This is a genomic window from Streptomyces avicenniae (assembly GCF_000719135.1).
Lineage (GTDB): Bacteria > Actinomycetota > Actinomycetes > Streptomycetales > Streptomycetaceae > Streptomyces > Streptomyces avicenniae.
Genome location: NZ_JOEK01000005.1, coordinates 194,429 through 209,236, shown reverse-complemented (window position 1 = coordinate 209,236; position 14,808 = coordinate 194,429). Strand labels below are relative to the sequence as shown.

The 14,808-nt window shown below is 71.2% G+C and carries 16 protein-coding genes; 6 read left to right on the top strand and 10 right to left on the bottom strand.

The annotated features are described in order from the left end of the window. Position 1: 1 nt before the first annotated feature. Positions 2 to 235, bottom strand: coding sequence for a putative ATP-grasp-modified RiPP (locus IF27_RS11060; RefSeq protein ID WP_052849365.1), 234 nt, complete (start codon positions 233 to 235; stop codon positions 2 to 4). Between the two features lie 187 nt (positions 236 to 422). Here IF27_RS11060 and IF27_RS31540 point away from each other — a divergent pair, with 187 nt between their 5' ends. Further along, complete coding sequence (locus IF27_RS31540; RefSeq protein ID WP_110945750.1) at positions 423 to 701, top strand: DUF6087 family protein; 279 nt, start codon at positions 423 to 425, stop codon at positions 699 to 701. Between the two features lie 268 nt (positions 702 to 969). Here IF27_RS31540 and IF27_RS11055 read toward each other — a convergent pair whose 3' ends face one another. The 3 genes from IF27_RS11055 to IF27_RS11045 all read right to left on the bottom strand — a co-directional run bounded on the left by IF27_RS11055 (position 970) and on the right by IF27_RS11045 (position 2,611). Next, positions 970 to 1,356, bottom strand: coding sequence for a hypothetical protein (locus IF27_RS11055; RefSeq protein ID WP_052849274.1), 387 nt, complete (start codon positions 1,354 to 1,356; stop codon positions 970 to 972). 116 nt (positions 1,357 to 1,472) lie between these two features. Next, positions 1,473 to 1,697 (bottom strand): DUF397 domain-containing protein, encoded by a 225-nt coding sequence (locus IF27_RS11050; protein WP_052849273.1) that lies wholly within the window; start codon positions 1,695 to 1,697, stop codon positions 1,473 to 1,475. After that, a complete protein-coding gene (locus IF27_RS11045) occupies positions 1,697 to 2,611 on the bottom strand; it encodes a helix-turn-helix domain-containing protein (protein WP_223291003.1) in 915 nt (304 codons plus the stop codon). The genes IF27_RS11050 and IF27_RS11045 overlap by 1 nt, the downstream gene beginning before the upstream one ends. Before the next feature lie 146 nt (positions 2,612 to 2,757). Between IF27_RS11045 and IF27_RS11040 the strand changes: the two genes are divergently transcribed. From IF27_RS11040 to IF27_RS11020, 5 genes are all read left to right on the top strand, one after another. After that, positions 2,758 to 3,183, top strand: coding sequence for an ATP-binding protein (locus tag IF27_RS11040; RefSeq protein ID WP_110945749.1), 426 nt, complete (start codon positions 2,758 to 2,760; stop codon positions 3,181 to 3,183). Next, entirely contained in the window at positions 3,180 to 3,413 is a 234-nt protein-coding gene (locus IF27_RS11035) for a DUF7848 domain-containing protein (protein WP_052849271.1), read from the top strand. The genes IF27_RS11040 and IF27_RS11035 overlap by 4 nt, the downstream gene beginning before the upstream one ends. Next, positions 3,410 to 3,613: a hypothetical protein gene (locus tag IF27_RS11030; protein WP_052849270.1), complete on the top strand. Its 204-nt coding sequence runs from the start codon at positions 3,410 to 3,412 to the stop codon at positions 3,611 to 3,613. Before IF27_RS11035 ends, IF27_RS11030 begins: the two co-directional genes overlap by 4 nt. 115 nt (positions 3,614 to 3,728) lie before the next feature. Beyond that, on the top strand, positions 3,729 to 3,929 hold the full coding sequence (locus tag IF27_RS11025) for a DUF5708 family protein (protein WP_052849269.1): 201 nt from the start codon (positions 3,729 to 3,731) through the stop codon (positions 3,927 to 3,929). Positions 3,930 to 3,976: 47 nt separating this feature from the next. Then, positions 3,977 to 4,999: a protein kinase family protein gene (locus IF27_RS11020; protein WP_052849363.1), complete on the top strand. Its 1,023-nt coding sequence runs from the start codon at positions 3,977 to 3,979 to the stop codon at positions 4,997 to 4,999. Here the strand turns inward: IF27_RS11020 and IF27_RS11015 are convergent. From IF27_RS11015 to IF27_RS10990, 6 genes are all read right to left on the bottom strand, one after another. Further along, positions 4,977 to 5,438, bottom strand: coding sequence for a GNAT family N-acetyltransferase (locus IF27_RS11015; RefSeq protein ID WP_052849362.1), 462 nt, complete (start codon positions 5,436 to 5,438; stop codon positions 4,977 to 4,979). The two genes, IF27_RS11020 and IF27_RS11015, sit on opposite strands and share 23 nt — an antisense overlap. After that, the gene (locus IF27_RS11010; protein WP_052849268.1) at positions 5,435 to 5,995 is read right to left on the bottom strand and encodes a GNAT family N-acetyltransferase; all 561 of its coding nucleotides are present in this window, start codon (positions 5,993 to 5,995) and stop codon (positions 5,435 to 5,437) included. Before IF27_RS11010 ends, IF27_RS11015 begins: the two co-directional genes overlap by 4 nt. An 84-nt stretch (positions 5,996 to 6,079) precedes the next feature. After that, positions 6,080 to 9,388 carry a S8 family peptidase gene (locus IF27_RS11005; RefSeq protein ID WP_052849267.1) on the bottom strand — a complete coding sequence of 1,103 codons (3,309 nt, stop codon included), beginning with the start codon at positions 9,386 to 9,388 and terminating at the stop codon, positions 6,080 to 6,082. Between the two features lie 158 nt (positions 9,389 to 9,546). Next, positions 9,547 to 12,807, bottom strand: coding sequence for a S8 family peptidase (locus IF27_RS11000; RefSeq protein ID WP_223291002.1), 3,261 nt, complete (start codon positions 12,805 to 12,807; stop codon positions 9,547 to 9,549). Between the two features lie 277 nt (positions 12,808 to 13,084). Next, positions 13,085 to 14,083 (bottom strand): inorganic phosphate transporter, encoded by a 999-nt coding sequence (locus IF27_RS10995; RefSeq protein ID WP_052849265.1) that lies wholly within the window; start codon positions 14,081 to 14,083, stop codon positions 13,085 to 13,087. A gap of 7 nt (positions 14,084 to 14,090) precedes the next feature. Beyond that, entirely contained in the window at positions 14,091 to 14,711 is a 621-nt protein-coding gene (locus tag IF27_RS10990) for a DUF47 domain-containing protein (protein ID WP_052849264.1), read from the bottom strand. Positions 14,712 to 14,808: the final 97 nt, after the last annotated feature.

The window sequence follows — 14,808 nt, the reverse complement described above, 5'->3', positions numbered from 1 at the left end:
GTCAGTCCGATTCGTAGTCGGTCGTGTGATCGTCCTGCGTCTGAGTCTGCGGCGTCTGCCCGTCGCTTCCTCCGGACATCGACGCGGTGCCTTTCGTCTTGGAAGTACCGTGCCTTCCCATCTCCACGACGTGGCCTCTCCAGTCGGTGTAGACGGCCATCTGCGTCTTCCCGTCGAGCGTCACCCTCCCGTAGGCTGGTGGGGGCGTGGGCAGCCGGTCGGTGACGAGTTTCATCGCCCATGGGGTGCTGTGCTCGGACCGTTCCATTCATCGCTCCTTGCCGTAGTGCGAGGCAATGAATGGCTGCCCTTTCGCATCATGCTGACTCGTCTCATTTGAGACAGAGCACACGCCCAAGGCGGCGAGTGGGCCGCCTGCAGGCCGGTGGAGTTGATTGACCAGCGGGCCGGAGGGATGAGGGATGGGTAGGCATCGCAGACCCGGCCCTCCGAATCAACCGTCGCGTGCGGTGCCCGTCCACAACCCGGCCGATCCTCTCGGGCCCTATGAACGGCGCCGTCGCCCGCCCGGGGATACGTGGCGACGGCAGCGTCCGCTCTTGGGTGGTGCAGGCCACCTACGGCCGACCGAATCCCGGGTTCTGGAGGAATGGGACGGTTTCGCCTACGTCGTGGTCGGCGTCGCCCCCGATCTGGCGGTTGCGACACGGTGGGTCCACGGCGATCACCCCGACTGGTGAGGTACGTGGCGAGAGGGAAGGTCCGGTTCGTGGATGATCTTCCATCCGGCATCCAGCGAACGCCAGGCCATGTCTGTCTTGCGGCCGACCAAGGGGATAGCGATCACGACCGCGTGTTACTTGTGATCGTGTACGAGGCGCGACAGCGACCGAGGCGCGGGCGGATACCTGCCACCACCGCAGTTCAGCACGCTGAAGGGGCGGGGGGTTGGACAGCGGCAGGTTGACGCAGTCGAGGTATTGATCACGCCGGTCGGATCCTCCTGGCTCATGAAGTCGTCCGGCCCTTGAGGTCGTTCCGCAGGTCCTCGCTGGTGATGGGGGTGGCGGTGCCGCGTCGGCGGTCCAGCTCCCCTTGGAGCAGTCCGAGGGCGTCTTCCAGCACTTCCAGGACGGCGGAGAAGACGATCACCGCGACGGTCTCACCGTCGGCGTCGGCGTCGGTCAGCGACAGCGCTTTGGCCTCGTGGGCGAAGTTCAGCGCCTTCCCGGCGTCGAGAGCCGGGGGCTCGCCGTCCTTCTCCTGTTGGGAAAGGTCCTCCCGGGTCTGGGCGACGTAGCGGGTGATCGCCCCCGGTTGCCGGGCGGCGTCCGGGACGGAGAGGGTGTCCACCGCCCCTCGGCGGACATGACCGTCGAACTGTGCGGGATCCATGCGGATAACCGTGGAAGAGCGCGCAGCAGCCCAGCAAGTAGACGATCATCCGTCCGGCGTCCGGCTGCCGCCGCCACTGCGTGTGGCTGGCTCGCGTCGGCTCGGCGGAGATGTGGTCAGGGGAGGAGGAGGTTGGCTTGTCCGTTGCGGATGCCGCCGGTGTAGGCGCGGTAGTCGTCCTCGGAGAGGATCAGAACGGCGGCGTCAGGATCACCGACGTCTTTCGAGTCGCGCAGGGCCACGACGCCGTCGATGAAGGCGACCTCAAGGCAGTTGTCGCCGCCGTTGCTCAGGCTGCTCTTGGCCCACGCGGCATTGGTGAGGTCAACCTTCTTGATCATCAGTCCTGTTCCTTGATCGCATCGTGGATGAAGCCGAGGGACGCCTCGCCGTCGAGAGCTTCGGAGCGTAGATGGTTGAAGCACGTCTCGTAGCGCCCGATGTCGCTATCTTCCTCCAGGAACAGGGTGGTTGTCATCGGCTCGACGACCACGACGGGCGGTCCGGCCGGGAAATGAAGCAGGTGGAAGCCGCCATCCATCGCGGCATGCGAGCCTCGGTCGAACGGCAGGATTTGCAGGGTGATGCTTGGCTGGGCTTCGCAGACGTCGAGCAGGTATCTCAGCTGTTCACGCATGACTTCCGGGCCGCCCACCTGCCTTCGGACAGCCGACTCGTCCAGCACGCACCACAGGTGCATCGGCGTTTCCCGCGTGAGCACAGCCTGCCGTGCCATCCGTAGTCGGATGAAATTGTCGATCTCCCGCCCGGTCTGCCACTTCCTGCTGCCCTGAACGACAGCCCGAGCGTAAGCCTCGGTCTGGAGCAGCCCAGGGACGATGCTCGCGAATGTCTCCGACCGCGAGGCGAGTTCCTCCAGTTGGAGGTAGTCGGCGAAGGGGTCACGGATCGCCGTGCGGTACTCCTCGAAGAGGTTGCTCTGCTTGCCGGACGCCGCCTGCTTGGCCAGGTACATCAGGTAGTTCCTGCGCTCCTGGTCACGCAGGCCGTAGACCTCGAAGTAGCCCAGGACAGCGGTCGGTTGTACGCGTTGCCGACCGTGCTCTATGCGGCTGAGCGCCGATTCGCCGGACAGGGCGAGCTGTTCGGCGGCTTCCTTGAGTGTCAGACCGGCGGCGGTTCGCAGCCCCTTGAGCGCGAGTCCAAGCCTGCGGCGATGGATGTTCGGCTGAGCGTCTGTCACGCGTACCCCTCCCTGGGCGCGTACCTTATCGGCCTTGTCGCGCTGCGGCATATGCCAGATTCCCCGGTGCGCAAGTTTTCGATTGTCTTGAGCTTGCGAGCAAGTTTGCTGCTCTGTCATCCTGGCTGGACACTACCTTACGTAGCCGTACCGCGACGCAAGGACTCAACTCCTTTGTGAGCAGCCCTGGAGGAAACATGACCGTTCAGGCGTATGTCCCGCCGAGCCAGCAGGCGTACGGGTGGGCCTTAACGGCCCGGGAGCGGGACATCGAGCTGTGGCGGCGTGTGGTCGCTGATGTGTTCGGCGGGTGGGGGGCACCGGCCGAGGTCGTGGACCTCGCGCGGCTGGGTGTCTCCGAGCTGCTGACCAACGTCGTCCGCCACGTCGAGGACCCGCACTGCTACCTCCAGGTGGCACGCGAGGCCGGGCAGGCCGTCGTCCTCGTCATCGACACGTCGCGGCGCATGCCCAGGAGCGAGGAGCCGGACTGGGAGTCGGCGACCGGACGCGGTCTGTGGCTGCTGCGGGAGATGGCGGGCGAATTCGGTGTGCAGACGCTGCCGTTCAGGCGAGGCAAGGCCGTCTGGTTCGCCTGCGATCTCGGGGAGGTCGTGAAGTGACGGCGCGGGGGCGGGTGTTCAGGTTCCGCGAGTGGCGCGTCCAGCCGGAGAGCGGCCCGTTCGGCTTCTCGATGGAGTGTGTGGTGTGCGACCAGTACGGTCCTGAGGAGGAGTCCTCCGAGTCCGCCCTCGGCTGGGTCTTCGCCCACCTGCGGGCGAATCCCGAGCACCACGCCTACCGGGAACGCATCACCCGCCCCTACCGCGCCGTCCCCGGAGGCTGGCTGTGAGACGCGCACTGCTCGCGACCGCCGCCGTGACGGCCATGGCAGCGGCCCTGTACGCCTGCCGTCGCCAGGCTCGTACCCGCCGCCCGGCCTACGCCGGTGACCCGCCCCCCACGCCCGGCCCGGCCACTTTCCCGCCCCCGGCCGTCATCAACATCCCCACCGAGGAAGCGCTCTTCCGCCGCATGTTCCCCGACGGCTGACGCGGACGGCGAGGCCGCGTACGACGAAGGGTGCAGCCCAGGTCGTCCGGTCGGGGGACGGTCGTACGCGGCGCGGTTCCTACCGTGGAGGCCGACCGAGAACCTGGAGGCCGGAATGAGCAGCGCAGGAAAGAACCTGGTCGAAGGCGTGCTGACCTTCCTTGCCGGGCTGGCGCTCCGGCTGTTCACCGAGGGGGTCGAGACGCCCGTCGTCACCCTCACGAGTGTGGGAGTCGTGCTGATGTGGGTCGGAGGCGCGCTCATCCTGTGGGGAGCGGCGCAGGCGGCCCGCCTCGTTCGTTCCCCGGAGGAGTAGGCAAGGAGAGGCCGTTGAGGGATCTGACGAGGGACGGGCAGTTCGCCATGTTCCGGCGGGTGGCGCTGGAACTGGCCACGATGGACGACCGGAAGCTCGCCGACGTGGTGCGCGGCGCCGAACCGCTCGGGTCGGGGATCGGCGGACGGTCGGCGACGCTTGAGGCGGGCGGGGAGCGGGTGTTCGTCAAGCGCCTGCCGCTGACCGCGCTCGAACTGCGCCCGGAGAACGTCCACTCCACGCGCAACCTCTTCGGCCTCCCGCCCGCCTACCACTACCGGATCGGCTCGGCGGGCCTCGGCGCCTGGCGCGAGCTGGCCGTGCACCGGATGACGACCCGCTGGGTCCTCGACGGCGCGTACGGCGGCTTCCCGCTGACGTACCACTGGCGGATCCTGCCGGACACGCCGCCCACCGGCTTCGCCGACGAGTTCGGCGGCATCGACGGGGCGGTCGCGCGCTGGGACGGATCACCCGCCGTGCGGCGGCGCCTTGAGGGGATCGGACGGTCGGAGCACAGCCTCGTGCTGTTCCTCGAACACGTCCCCCACACCCTCGCCGCCTGGCTCGCCGGGCAGCGCGACCCGGCGGTGTGGGCGCGGGTCGAACAGGACGTCGTGCGTGGCGCCGACTTCATGGCGGCGCACGGACTCGTCCACTTCGACGCCCACTTCGAGAACATCCTCACCGACGGCCGCACCGTCTCCTTCGCCGACTACGGCCTCTCCCTCAGCGACCGGTTCACCCTCACGCCGGACGAACGCGCCTTCCTCACCGCCCACCTCGGCTACGACCGCGCCACCGTCGCCACCCAACTGCTGCGCCACCCCGTGCTCGACGGCCTGCACGGCCCCGACGAACGCCGCGCGTTCTTCGACGGCTGGGCGGCGGGCGTCCGGCCGCCGTGGGTGCCGCCGCAGGTCGCGGCGATGCTCGACCGGCACGTCGGCCCCGTGCGCGCCATCAACGGTTTCTACCGGCGGCAGCTCGCCGAGGGCGCGTCCGCCCTCTACCCGGCGGCCGACATTCCGCCGTCCGCCGGGCGGTTCACGGGTGAAGGTCCAGCCTGAGCAGCGGCAGCATGCGTCCTGCGATCGACTCGGACGGCATCTCGCCGATCCGTACGCCGCCCATCGCCCGGTAGAAGCCCTCGGCATGGGGGTCGGCGTCGATGAGCAGACTCGTGCAGCCCGCCGCCCGTGCCGTGTCGGCGGCATGGGTGAACAGGAGGCGGCCGATGCCCCGGCCCATCGCCTCGGGTGCGACGAACATCATGCCGATCTCCCCCTCGGGCGGCCCGCCGTCCAGCGTGACGAACCCGGCGAGCGCGCCGTCCAGTTCGGCGATCGCCGACCGCTCCGTACGGGCCGCCGTGATCGTCAGCTCGGCGCGGCAGGCGGCCATGAACGCCGCGTCGTAGCCCCAGTGCGCCTTGGAACGCATCGCGAGGGCGGAGAGCGTGGGGCCCTCGTCCCGGCGGGCGGGCCTGATCCGTACGCCCTCGGTCATCGCGCCGCCTCCCATGCGTCCCGCGTCAGCCCGTACTCCACGTCGCCGAACTCGGCGCCGGGGATCGGCTCGTCCCACTCACCGGTGTACGCGCCGACGAACGACAGGCCCGTCTTCTCCATCACACGCCGCGAACCGCCGTTGACCGTCATGGTGTTCGCCGTCACGCGCCGCACCTCCCACTCCGTGAACCCCTTGTCCACCAAGGCCCGCGCGCCCTCGGTGGCGTAGCCGAGACCCCAGACTGCGCGGCGCAGCCGGTACCCCAGCTCGACCACCCCCGGGTCCTCGTCGCTCAGCGGCCGGAACGCGAACCAGCCGACGTACGCGCCGCCCGCCCGCTCGCGTGCGGTCCAGTATCCGGGCCTGCCGGTCAGGGGGTGGGGCCGCCGCAGCCGGGGGAGGGTGGCGGCGACGACGTCGGCGCGGGGCTCGGGCCTGCCGCCGGTGAGGAAGCGCATCACCTCCGGGTCGCCGTGCAGCGCCGCCAGGTCGTCGGCGTCCGCGTCGGCGACCGGGCGCAACTCCAGTCGGACCGTGGTGAGGAGAGGATCCATGCGTCCGATCCTCGCCCGGCACGGGCCGGGCCCGCCACGGGAAATCCGCGGCGGGCCCGGCGTCGTGCGGTGTGCGTGTCCTGCCTACCTGGTCAGGTAGGCGTCGATGATCGTCTGGGTGCTGGTGTTGCCCGCGCGGTCGGTCGCCGTCGCCCGGAAGGAGACGCTGCCGCCCGCGTCCGGGTTGTGGACCTTGACCTTGCCGTGGCGGACGCGGACGTCGTCCCACGTCTCGCCGCTGTCGAAGGAGACCTCGACGGTCAGCTCGTCCAACTGCCGCCCGGCGGCCGGGCCTTCGACCGTGACCGGGACGTGGAACGTCCGGTCGGCCGGGGCCGTGCTGCGGGCGTCCAGGCGCGGCGTGAAGTGGATCGCCGAGGCGGGCAGGAGTTCCTGCTCGTCCTCGCCGGTCCGCGCCGAGGTGAACGTCCAGGCGGAGGTGACGGTGGAGCTGGTGGTCGAGCCGGGGGCGCCGCGTTCCACGGTCGTCACCAACTCGTACTCGGCCTCCTCGGCGGGCAGTTCGAACGCCGACCAGTCCAGCGGGTCGCTGCTGGACGCGTACTCCTCGCCGTTGCGGTAGAGCGTGGTCGTGTGGCCGTCCTCCCAGCCGATGTAGGAGTGGCCGCCGCTGTCGCGGATCGTCGGGAAGGTGGTGAAGATCGTGTCGCCGCTGCGGTAGAGGCCCTCGTCCGCGTCGGTGTCGAGCGTGGTGCCGAGGACGCCGACGTTGAAGGTGGCGCTGGCCCGCTCACGTGGCGCGTACTCGGTGGGCAGCCCCTCCAGCGTGGCGCCCGGATACCCCTCGGGCGTCAGGACCTCGAACGACTGGAACCAGGCACCGGCGTCCACCTCGACGTACACGTCCAGGGTTTCCGGGACCGGACGCGTCTCGGCCCACGCCATCCACTGGTTCTCGTTCATGGTGAACAGCAGCCCGGCCGCGTCAGGGGCCGGCGAGCCCAGCGTCGTGCGGATACGGGCCAGGTCGCGGTTGCGGAGGTGGTGCTCCAGGCCGGTGTAGAGCGGGGTCTCGCGGAAGTCGGCCGCGTGGTACTGGGCGCCCGCGGTCTCCCAGGTGCCGGAGAAGGACGTGCTGGTGTACCAGTCCTCGGGGGCGTCACCGAGCGCTCCGGAGCGCAGCCCCTCGGCCGGGTTGCCGGTGCCCAGGCTGGAGGCGAAGCTGTAGCCGTCCGGCGAGGCGACGTCGTATCCCAGCGTCACGTCGGTGAGTTCGGCGTTCCGGTCGGGCACGGTGGCGTCGATCGGGCGTGCGTCGGCCGAGTCGGTCGCGACGGTGGTGTCCTCGGTCAGCCGCAGGTGGGGGAGGGCGAGGAAGTCCACGCCGACCGGCGGCTCCTCGGGGTCCGCCCAGTCGTAGATCGTGTTGTCCACGACGTAGTCGCCCTCAGGCAGGCGGAGGGTGGCCGTGCCGTCCTCGCCGGGACCGATCCAGAACATCTCGTTCCTGGTCAGGTCGTAGACCGTGGCGCTCCAGTCCGTGCTGGGTTCGCCGTCGCGGCCGTTCGCGGTGATCGTCAGCTCGTGGCGCTCCGCCTCGCGCTCGACGCCGCCCGCCGTGCGGACGGTGGTGCCGTCCTCGCCGGTGGCGGTGACCCAGAGGCCGAAGCCGCCGAAGGCGTCGCCGACACGGGCGTCCGCCGTGACCTCGACGGTGGCGGTGCCGCCCGCCGGGACGGTGACGGTGTCGGCGGAGAGGGTGAACAGGCCCTCGGGTGCCGGGGCGCCGTCAGGGCCGATGGTGGTGGTGGCCAGGTCGAGCGTGACGTCGGCGTCGCCCAGGTTGCGGTAGGTCAGGTCCCGCGTGACGGGCTCCGACTCGTCCTGCGGGTAGGGCACGACGCCGAAGCTGAGCGGTCCGGTCTCGGCGATGACGCTCTGGGCGAGGGCGGCGGGGACGTCGATGCGGCCCGTGCCCTGCTGGAACGGCGTGTAGTAGTCGCCCGTCGAGACGGCGGACGACGTGAGCGCGGCCTTGAGCTGCTCGCCCGTCAGGTCAGGGTTGGCCTGCGCGAGGAGGGCGGCGGCGCCGGAGACGTGCGGGGTCGCCATGGACGTGCCGCTGATCGCGACATAGCCGTCCGTGACGGGCGTCCCGTAGTCCCAGATCGCGGCACCCTCGGCGCCCGCTGCGGCGATGTCCACGCCCGGGGCCGTGACCTCGGGCTTGACGAAGCCGTCGCCGATGGTCGGGCCGGTCGAGGAGAAGTCGGCGAGGAGATCCTGCTTGTCCACGGCGCCGACCGTCAGGGCCGCCTCGGCCGTGCCCGGGCTGCCGACCGTGCCGCTGCCGGGGCCCTCGTTGCCCGCCGCGATGACGAACAGCGCGTCGGACTCGGCCGACAGCGTGTTGACGGCCTCCTCCATCAGGTCGAGTTCAGGAGTGGCGGTGCCGCCGAGGCTGAGGCTGACGATGTCGGCGCCCTGATCGACGGCCCACTGCATGCCCTCGATGATGTCCGACTCCCAGCCGGACCCCGTGTCGTCCAGGACCTTGCCGTTGAGCAGGTCGGCGCCGGGCGCGACGCCGGTGTAGGTGCCGTCCGACAGGGCGCCCGTCCCCGTCGCGGTGGAGGCGACGTGGGTGCCGTGGCCGTCACGGTCCTCCGCGTCCTCGGCGTCGGAGAAGTTCTCGGCCGCGAGGATGTGGTCGGCGACGTCCGGGTGCGTGCTGCTGATCCCGGTGTCGAGCACGGCGACGGTGACGCCCTCGCCGTCGTAGCCCGCCTCCCACGCCTCCGGCGCGCCGATCTGCGGCACGCTCTCGGCCAGGGTCTTGGTGGCGATGCCGTCCAGCGCGATCGACGCGATCCCCGGCGCGGCGGCCAGGGCCGACGCCTCGCCGGACGCCGGTGCGGTGAGCTGCTGCCACAGCGCCCCGGCCCGTTCCGCGTCCACGGTCAGGGCCTCGCCGTCGATGGCGGGCAGGTCGGCGCGGACCTCGGCGGCGCGCAGCGTCGCCGGGCGGTCGCCGGTGTAGGTGACGATCAGCGGCAGGCCGTCCGCGCGCCGGTACGCGTCACGGCTCAGCTCGGTCACGTCGAACAGGCGGCTGTCCAGCGTGCCGTCCGCCACGAGCGGCTGGGCGTCCGCCGGTATGACGAAGACCGCGCCCTCCGCGCGCAGGACGCGGAAGGGTATCCCCTCGCGGCCCTCGGCGGGTATGAGACGGACGGTCCCCTCCGGCCCGTTCGTCACCACGCGGTCGCCCGTGACCAGCGTGACCGTCGTGGACGGCCCCTCGGTGGCGGTCCTTCCGCCCGTGCCTTCCGCCGGTGCGGCGGCTCCTGCCGGTAAAGCGGTGAGGGCGGCTGCCACGGCGGCGCAGGCCGCGACGGCGGCGACGCGCGTGCGGTGTCGTTTCGTTGTCACATCTCTCCTGGTGTCGCGCAGGACGCTTCGTGCACTACATGTCCGCAACTACACACGCGCTACAGGGCAGTTCGGCCGCGCCACTCCGTGTGGAGATCCTGTGAAGAATGCGGACGGCCCGCGCCGAGGGGGCGCGGGCCGTCCTGTGGGGGGTGGGTTCAGAGGGTCAGATAGGCGTCGATGAGCGTCTGCGTGGTCGCGTTGCCCGCCGTGTCCGTCGCGGTGGCGCGGAACGAGACGCTGCCGCCGGCCGCCGGGTTCTCCACCGTCACGGCGCCCTCCGCCACCGGCGCCTCGGCCCAGGTCGCGCCGCTGTCGAAGGACACCTCCACGACGGGCGTCGTCCCCGTCGCCGAGCCCTGCACCGCGACCGGCACCCGTACCGTCTCCCCGGCCGGGCCCGTGCTGTCGAGGGCCAGCTCCGGCGTGAACCGCACGGCGGACGCGGGCAGCGCCACCGTCTCGTCGGGCCCGACCGACGCCGACGTGAAGGTGTAGGAGACCGTGAGGCTCGTGCTGACCGAGGAGGCCAGCCCCGCGCGGTCAACCGTCGTCACCAGCTCGTAGTCCGCCTCCCCGGCGGGCAGCGTGAACTGCTCGGAGCCGAGCGGGCCGTCGCTCGACGCGTACTCCGCCCCGTCGCGGCGCAGGACCGTGGAGGCCGAGGCGTACGAGCTGTCGCCGCTGTTGCCCGCGCCGTCCGAGAACAGCGGGACGACGGCGAACAGCGTGTCGCCCGTGCGGAACAGGCCCTCGTCCTGGCCGAGGCGGGGGCCGAACACGCCGACGTTGAGCACCTGTTCGTAGCTCCCGCCCGCCTCGTACGGCTGGTAGCCGGTGCTCTGCAACGTCTCGGGCGTCCCGTCGGGGGCGACCTGCCACACGTCCAGGCTCCACTCGCTCGGCCCGGCCTCCACCAGGACGTCCGTCCTGATCGGCAACGGCTCGCTGCTCGCCGCCGTCCAGGGGATGACCGCCGCCGAGGTGAACAGGGAACCGCTGCGGCCCGGCAGCGAGTAGCCCGCCGTGGTCGCGATGCGCGCCAGGTCGCCCGCGTCGGCGTGGTGCTCCAGGCCGGTGTAGAGCGTGCCGGAGCGGCTGTCCGCCAGGTGGTAGCGGACACCCTCGCGCTCCCAGGTCGCGCCGGCGTACGCGGTGCCCGTCCAGTCGTCGGGGAGGTCGGCGAGCGCGGCGGTGCGCAGACCGTCGGGCAGCCCGGGGGCGATCCAGGTCGTGCCGAAGGCGACGCCCTCGGGGGAGAGCAGGTCGATGCCGACGGTGAGGTCGGTCTGCACGGTCTCGGCGTCGGGGCCTGTCATGTCGATCGGCAGCGCGTCCGCCGCGTCGGCGGCGACGGTCGTGTCCTCGGTCAGCGCCAGCGCGGGGTGGAGCAGCCAGTCCCAGCCGGTCGGCTCGGCCGCGCCCTCGGCGGCGTACGGGACGCTGACGTCCACGACGTACTCACCGGCGGGCAGGCGCAGGGACGCGGTGCCGTCCGCGCCGGGCGTGACGTCGTTGAACGTGCCGCGCTCCAGGTCGTAGACCAGCCCGTTCCAGGCGGTCGCCGCCGCGCCGTCGCGGCCGGTCGGGGCGAGGGTGAGGTCGAACTTCTCCTCCTCGCGTTCGACGGCGCCGACGGTGCGGGTGGTGGTGCCGTCCTCGGTGGTGGCGGTGACGGTGAGGCTGTGGGTGCCGTAGGCGTCGCCTGCTGCTGTGCTTGCCGTCGCCTGGACGGTGGCGGTGCCGCCCGCCGGGACGGTGACGGTGTCGGTGGAGAGGGTGAACAGGCCCTCGGGCGCGGGGGCGCCGTCCGGGCCGGTCGTCTCGGTGGTGAGGGCGAGGGTGACGTCGGCTTCGGCGAGGTTGCGGTAGGTCAGATCTCGGACGACGGGCTCCGCCGTGTCGTGCGGGAACTGCACGACGCCGAAGCTGAGGGGTCCGGTCTCGGCGATGACGCTCTGGGCGAGGGCGGCGGGGACGTCGATGCGGCCCGTGCCCTGCTGGAAGGCGCCGTACGTGCCGGTCGGGACGGCGGACGACGTGAGCGCGGCCTTGAGCTGTTCGCCGGTCCAGTCGGGGTTCGCCTGGGCGAGGAGGGCGGCGGCGCCGGAGACGTGGGGGGTCGCCATGCTGGTGCCGCTGATGGCGACATAGCCGTCCGTGACGGGCGTGCCGTAGTCCCAGATGGCGGCGCCCTCGGCGCCCGCTGCGGCGATGTCCACGCCCGGGGCGGTCACGTCCGGTTTCACGAGGCCGTCCCCGGCCGTCGGTCCTGTGGAGGAGAAGTCGGCGAGGGCGTCCTGCTTGTCCACGGCGCCGACGGTGAGGGCCGCCTCGGCGGTGCCCGGGCTGCTGATGGTCCCGCTGCCGGGCCCCTCGTTGCCCGCCGCGACCACGAACAGCGCGTCGGACTCCGCCGAGAGGCTGTTGACCGCGTCCTCCAGCGGGTCCACCTCGCCGGTGGCCGTGCCGCCGAGGCTGAGGCTCACGATGTCGGCGCCCTCATCGACGGCCCACTGCATGCCCTCGATGATGTCGGACTCCCAGCCGGAGCCGGTGTCGTCCAGGACCTTGGCGTTGAGCAGGTCGGCGCCCGGGGCGACGCCGGTGTAGGTGCCGCCGGACTGTGCGCCCGTGCCGGTCGCGGTGGAGGCGACGTGGGTGCCGTGGCCGTCGCGGTCCTCGGCGTCGGCCGCGTCCGAGAAGTTCTGCGCCGCCACGACGTGATCCGCGACGTCGGGGTGCGTGCTGCTGATCCCGGTGTCGAGGACGGCCACGGTGACGCCTTCGCCGTCGTAACCGGCCTCCCACGCCTCGGGCGCGCCGATCTGCGGCACGCTCTCCGCGAGCGTCCGCGTCGCGATCCCGTCGAGCGCGACGGTCTCGATGCCGGACGCCAGGGTGCGCGGCCCGGTGAGCTGCCGCCACAGGGCGGCCGTCTCGTCCGCCGCGACGGTCAGGGCCTCGCCGTCCACGGCGGGCAGGTCGGCGCGGACGTCGGCCGCGCGCAGCGTCGCCGGGCGGTCGCCGGTGTAGGTGACGATCAGCGGGAGACCGTCGGCGCGCAGGTACGCGTCACGGCTCAGTTCCTTCAGGTCGAACAGGCGGCGGTCCAGCGTGCCGTCCGCGAGCATCGGCAGCGCGTCGGCCGGGACGGCGTACGTCGTGCCGTCGTCGGCGAAGACGCGGAACGGGACGTCCTCCCGGCCCTCGCCGTGGAGGACGCGGCCCGCCGTGCCGTCCGCCCGGACGACGACGCGGTCGCCGGTGACGAGCGTGACCGTCGTGGACGGCCCCTCGGGAGCGGTCCCGGCCGTGGCCGCGCCGTCGGCCGCGCCCGCCGGTCCCGCCGGTGCGGCGGCCAAGGCCGCGCAGGCGGCCACGGCGGCGATACGTGAACGGTGTCGTGGTGTTCTCAACGTGTCCCCTCGTCTCGTCGGTCCGCGCTCCGCATCGATTCACGCATCACGCGGGCGCCCCGGGTGTACGGGGGAGGGTGAGAGTTGTGTGGCGGTGCGCGGCGCGGCCCGCACGGGTGTGCGGGCGGTCCGGAGGATGGGGAAGTGTCGGCGAGGTGGTGCGGCAAGCGTCAATGCCGGTTTGAGACACCGGTCGGCGACCGAGAGTGATCTTCACCGGCGTGGGATGTCCGAACAGTGATCACGGCTGACCGGAACCGGCCGGAAAGTGACGGGATCAGCCGATGGTGACGTGGACCACCAGGTAACACAGCGCCGCCACGGCCCCCGCCGCGGGCATCGTGACGAACCACCCGGCCACGATGCTCTTCGCCACGCCCCAGCGCACCGCGCTGACCCGCCGCGTCGCCCCCGCGCCCATGATCGCCGAGGTGATGACGTGCGTCGTCGAGATCGGCGCGTTGAACACGTACGACGCCGAGTACAGCACCGAGGCCGCCGTCGTCTCCGCCGCGAAACCGCGCGGCGGGTCCAGCTCGATGATGCGCCGGCCCAGCGTCCGCATGATGCGCCAGCCACCGGCGTACGTCCCCAGCGACAGCATCGCCGCGCAGGACAGCTTCACCCAGATCGGGATGGCGTCGCTCTCGTCCTCCACGTCCGCGATGACCAGGGCCAGCACCACGATGCCCATCGTCTTCTGCGCGTCCTGGAGGCCGTGCCCCAGCGCCATGCCCGCCGCCGAGACCGTCTGCGCCATACGGAAGCCGCGCTGCGCCCGGTGCGGGTTCGCGTGGCGGAAGATCCACAGGATGCCGACCATCACGAGGTAGCCGAGGACGAGTCCGATCAGCGGCGACGCGAACATCGGGATGACGATCTTCGTCAGCACCCCGTCCCAGTGCACCCCGGAACTGCCCGCGAGGGCCGCGCCGATCATGCCGCCGAACAGCGCGTTCGACGACGAGGAGGGGAGCCCGTAGTACCAGGAGATCAGGTTCCAGACGATCGCCCCGGCGAGCGCGGCGAACAGGATCGTCATGCCCTGCTTGCCGGTCGGCGTGTCGATGATCCCCTCGCTGACCGTCTTCGCCACGCCGCTGCCGAGGAAGGCCCCGGCCAGGTTCATGACGGCCGCCATGCCGAGGGCCACGCGGGGCGTCAGCGCCCGGGTCGAGATGGAGGTCGCGATCGCGTTCGCGGAGTCGTGGAAGCCGTTGGTGTAGGTGAAGAAGAGCGCGGTCAGCACCACGACGACCAGGGCGAAGGTGTCCACGGAAGGTTCAGGACTCCTTGACGACGATCGTCTCTACGGTGTTGGCCACGGCCTCGAACGCGTCCGCGGCCTCCTCCAGCACGTCCACGATCTGCTTGAGCTTCATGACCTCTATCGGGCCGTAGGTCCCGTTGAAGAGGTGCGCGAGGAGGCGGCGGTGGATCTGGTCGGCCTGGTTCTCCAGCCGGTTGACCTCGATCCAGTACTCGTTCAGCCGCTCCATGGTGCGCAGGTTCGGCATCGCCTCGGCCGTCAGCTCGGCCGCCCGGCCCAGGACCTCGATCTGCTGCTCGACCCCCTTGGGCAGCTCGTCGATCTCGTAGAGGACGACCAGATCGACGGCCTCCTCCATGAAGTCCATGATGTCGTCGAGCCGGGAGGCGAGCCGGTAGATGTCCTCGCGGTCGAACGGGGTGATGAAGCTGGAGTTCAGCTGGTGGAAGATCGCGTGGGTCGTGTCGTCCCCCGCGTGCTCGGCGGCGCGCATCCGGTCGGCGATCTCCACGCGCGTAGCGGGTTCGGCGCCGAGCAGCTCCATGAGCAGTTTCGAGCCACTGAGCACATTGTCTGCCGCTGCGGCGAAAAGTGCGTAGAAGCTTGTCTCCCGTGGGGTCAGGCGAAAGCGCACTACTGTTCCTCTGGCGTTCATCAGCGGGTGTCCCCGCTGATGCTAAGGGCTGTTTCCGGCCACGGCTAACCCTCGGTACGTGGGCTTTTTCTCATCC